This is a genomic window from Aeromicrobium sp. (assembly GCF_036675695.1).
Lineage (GTDB): Bacteria > Actinomycetota > Actinomycetes > Propionibacteriales > Nocardioidaceae > Aeromicrobium.
The window spans coordinates 1-3,870 of sequence record NZ_JAKFEL010000103.1 but is presented as its reverse complement, the minus strand read 5'-3'; the positions used below and the strand labels follow the sequence as shown (position 1 = coordinate 3,870).

4 protein-coding genes are annotated in these 3,870 nt (G+C 65.0%); 3 read left to right on the top strand and 1 reads right to left on the bottom strand.

What is annotated here, in order from left to right; translation table 11 throughout:
* Nucleotides 1-322 (top strand): ACT domain-containing protein (locus tag V6M39_RS06510; protein WP_332642948.1); only part of this gene is annotated, 322 nt, incomplete at its 5' end.
* A 115-nt stretch (nt 323-437) separates the two neighbouring features.
* On the opposite strand, the gene V6M39_RS06505 is transcribed toward V6M39_RS06510, so the two are convergent.
* A complete protein-coding gene (locus V6M39_RS06505) occupies nt 438-1,673 on the bottom strand; it encodes a DUF349 domain-containing protein (protein ID WP_332642947.1) in 1,236 nt (411 codons plus the stop codon).
* Nucleotides 1,674-1,736: 63 nt separating this feature from the next.
* On the opposite strand from V6M39_RS06505, the gene V6M39_RS06500 reads away from it, so the two are divergent.
* Together V6M39_RS06500 and hisS are read left to right on the top strand one after the other, a co-directional pair.
* A complete protein-coding gene (locus tag V6M39_RS06500) occupies nt 1,737-2,432 on the top strand; it encodes an MBL fold metallo-hydrolase (protein WP_332642946.1) in 696 nt (231 codons plus the stop codon).
* The gene (gene hisS, locus V6M39_RS06495) at nt 2,429-3,766 is read left to right on the top strand and encodes a histidine--tRNA ligase (protein ID WP_332642945.1); all 1,338 of its coding nucleotides are present in this window, start codon (nt 2,429-2,431) and stop codon (nt 3,764-3,766) included. The genes V6M39_RS06500 and hisS overlap by 4 nt, the downstream gene beginning before the upstream one ends.
* Nucleotides 3,767-3,870 lie beyond the last annotated feature (104 nt).

The following is a 3,870-nucleotide window of genomic DNA, read 5'->3' as shown; positions in this document are numbered from 1 at the left end:
TACGGACTGCGTCAACCTCCTGGAGCTCCGCAACCAGCCCGAGCGGCTCGTCAAGGTGCACTGGGCACCGACCGGCAAGAGCACCTTCCTCGTGGCGATCCAGGTCGAAGGGCTCGATCGGCCCCGGCTGCTCAGCGACATCACCCGGGTCATCTCAGACCAGCACGTCAACATCCTGTCGGCGTCGCTGTCGACGAGTCGCGATCGTGTCGCGAAGTCGAAGTTCACCTTCGAGATGGCTGATCCGAAGCATCTCGGACACGTGCTGTCGGCCGTGCGTACGGTCGAAGGTGTCTTCGACGTCTATCGCTTGACCCAGTAAGTTCAACTGCTGCGCACGGCTCGTCCCTCGCCGTTCCAGCGGCTCGTACCTCACCGCTGCTGGGCTTCGCCCAGGCGCTTGCCCTCGCTTCGCTCGGGCCATTCCTCAGTTGGACCTAACTGAAGTCAGCCTGAGCCTTTTGAGCCATCTCGAGGAATGACTCGCGAGATGCGAGGTTCTCCTTGGCTGCCTTGACCTTCTTGGCGTCGCCCGCTGCTTCGGCCGTAGCAATCTCGGCCTTGGCGTCCTCGATGGCCTTCTCGAGCTTCGTGATCATGTCGTCAGCGCGCGCTGACTTCTCTGGGTCGGTGCGCTTCCACTTGTTCTCGTTGGCATCGCGTACGGCTTCCTCGACCTTGCGGATCTTGGACTCGAACTCATTCATCTTGGCGCGAGGCACCTTGCCGGCGGCTTCCCAGCGATCAGCGATGTCGAGCCATGCTTTGCGGGCGGCGTCGGGGTCCTTGATCGGCAGGAGCTTCTCGGCCTCGGCGAGGATCACGAGCTTCTTCTCGGCGTTGACCTCGTACTCGGCATCCAGCAGTGCGTTGGCTTCGTCGCGGGCGGTGAAGAACGCATCCTGGGCGGCGCGGAACTTCTTCCAGAGCTTGTCCTCGACGTTGCGAGGGGCCGAGCCGGCCTTCTTCCACTCCGTCATCAGGTCGCGATACTTGCCAGCCGTCACACCCCACTCGGTCGAACCGGAGAGCGCCTCGGCCTCCTTGATGAGCTGTTCCTTCTTGGCCTGCGCGGCGTCGCGGAGCACGGACTGCTCACCGAAGTGAGTCTTGCGGCGACGTGTGTACGACGTACGGGCGGACGAGAAGCGGTGCCAGAGCTCATCATCGGCGGACTTGCTGAGCCGTGGGAGCACCTTCCACTCGTCAAGCAGTGCGCGGAGTCGATCGGCGCCGGCCTTCCAGTCGTTGCTGGTGGCAATCTTCTCGGCTTCTTCGACGATGCGGGTCTTCTCGACCTGAGCCTCGGCGACCTTGGCGACGCGGGCGACCTTGCGCTCCTCGCGGAGCTTGTCGATCGCGGGCTGGAGCGCATCGAGTCGCTTGATGAGTCCGTCGAGGTCACCAAGAGCCTGAGCATCGGTGACCTGCGCGCGCACCTTGGTGACGGCCTTGGCAGCGTCATCGGGGGAGAGCGTGCCGCCCTCAAGCCGCTTCTCCAGGAGGTCGACCTCGACCTCGAGTCCTTCGAATCGGGTGACGTACAACGCCATCGCCTCGGTGGGGTCGCCGCCCGGCCACTGGCCGATCAGGCGCTCACCGTCAGCGGTGCGTACGTAGACATTGCCTTCATCGTCGACGCGACCCCAGGGATGCGTTGGCGCAGAACTCATGGGCGACAGTCTAGGGCGAGCCAGCGTCGCCGCGTACCAGCCGCCTCGCGTACCCTGTCGCACGTGCTTCTCACGTCATTTCCGGCCGGTCCGCTGCAGGCGAATTGCTATGTCGCCGCACGTGGTCCGGGCACCCAGTGCGCGGTCGTCGACCCCGGCATGGACGCGATGGATGACCTTCGCACCGTGATCAAGGAGCTCAACGTGACTCCGGGTGCAGTTCTGGTGACGCACGGCCACTTCGACCACATGTGGTGCGCGCAGGATGTTGCCCGCGAGTTCGACTGCCCCGTATGGATCCACCCGGCCGACCGGCACCTGCTGAGCGACCCGATGGCCGCGATCTCGGGGGAGTCCGCGGCGATGCTGCGTCAGCAGCTCAACATGGGTGACCTGCCTGAGTTCGCCGAGCCCGCGGACGTACGCGACGCCGTCGACGGCGCCACGATCGACGTTGACGGCCTCGTGTTCACCGTCGACCACGTACCGGGACACACTCCGGGCACCGTTTTCTATCGCGTTGATTGGGACGGTCCAGAGGCGATCTCGCAGGTGATGTTCTCCGGCGACTTCCTGTTCCAGGGCTCGATCGGTCGTACGGATTTGGCCGGCGGGTCACACACGCAGATGCAGGACAGCCTGCGTGACCGTGTGCTGCCTCTCGCAGACGACATCGTCGTGCTGCCTGGGCACGGACCGCAGACCTCGGTCGCGCGCGAGCGCGTCACGAACCCGTTCTTGGCGGAGCTCATCTCATGAGCGGCTTGTCCGGGTTCCCCGAATTCCTTCCAGCGGACCGCAATGTCGAGCTGATCGTCCTCGACCACCTCCGCGAGGTGTTCGAGCTGCACGGATTCGCCTCGATCGAGACGCGGGCCGCCGAGCCGATGGACACCCTGCTTCGCAAGGGTGAGATCGACAAGGAGGTGTACGTCTTGCGTCGCCTCCAGGCTGGCGAGGGCGACAGCGACTCCGGTCTTGCCCTGCACTTCGACCTGACCGTGCCGTTCGCGCGTTACGTGCTCGAGAACGCCGGCAAGCTCGACTTCCCGTTCCGCCGCTACCAGATCCAGAAAGTATGGCGTGGCGAGCGGCCCCAGAACGGCCGCTACCGAGAGTTCACCCAGGCTGACATCGACATCGTCGCCAAGGACGAGCTGGCATTCCACTTTGATGTGGAGATCGCGCAGGTCATGGCCGAGGCGCTCTCTGGTTTGCCCGTTCCTGCCCTGACGCTGCAGGTCAGCAACCGCAAGATCCTCGAAGGCTTCTACCTCGGTCTCGGCATCGCTGAGCCGACCACTGTCATGCCGATCGTCGACAAGCTCGACAAGGTGCCGGCCGACAAGATCGCAGAGCTGTTGCAGTCCGACGCCGGCCTCACCGCCGAGCAGGCCTCGCAGTGCCTCGCACTCGCCGAGATCCGTAGCGCTGACGGATCGTTCGTTGACGCCGTTCGCGCGCTCGGTGTGGAGCACCCGCTGCTGGACGAGGGCCTCGACGAGCTCCTGCAGGTTGTCACCGGCGCTTCAGGCGCCGAAGGCGTCGACGTGGTCGCAGACCTTCGTATTGCCCGCGGTCTCGACTACTACACCGGCACGGTGTTCGAGACCCGCATGGAAGGCCACGAGCAGCTCGGCTCGATCTGCTCCGGCGGCCGCTATGACCAGCTCGCCAGTGATGGCAAGAACACGTATCCCGGCGTCGGAATCTCGCTCGGCGTCTCGCGCCTGCTTGTGCCCCTCGTCGCAGGTGGACTCACCGCCGACCGCTCGGTGCCCAGCGCCGTCCTGGTCGCGTTGACGGACGAGGAGTCCCGCCCAGCGAGCGTGGCTGTCGCATCGGCGTTGCGTGCCCGCGGCATACCGACCGAGATCGCTGCCTCACCGCAGAAGTTCGGCAAGCAGATCCGCTACGCCGAGCGGCGCGGAATCCCGTATGTGTGGTTCCCGGCCAACGGCGACGACGGTGATCGCGTTCGCGACATTCGTAGCGGCGATCAGATTGATGCCGACCCCGCCGCCTGGAACCCCCCAGCTGAAGACCTGAAACCCCAGATCTTGAGAACACCTAGCAAGGAGCAAGTCACGTGATCCGCACCCACGACGCCGGAAGCCTGCGCGCCGAGCACATCGGCCAACAGGTCACCCTCGCCGGTTGGGTCGCACGTCGACGCGATCACGGCGGTGTGGCGTTC

Excerpts from the sequence above, each read along its gene's own strand:
- V6M39_RS06505 (WP_332642947.1), bottom strand. The coding sequence starts at position 1,673 with ATGAGTTCTGCGCCAACGCATCCCTGGGGTCGCGTCGACGATGAAGGC.
- hisS (WP_332642945.1), top strand. The coding sequence starts at position 2,429 with ATGAGCGGCTTGTCCGGGTTCCCCGAATTCCTTCCAGCGGACCGCAAT.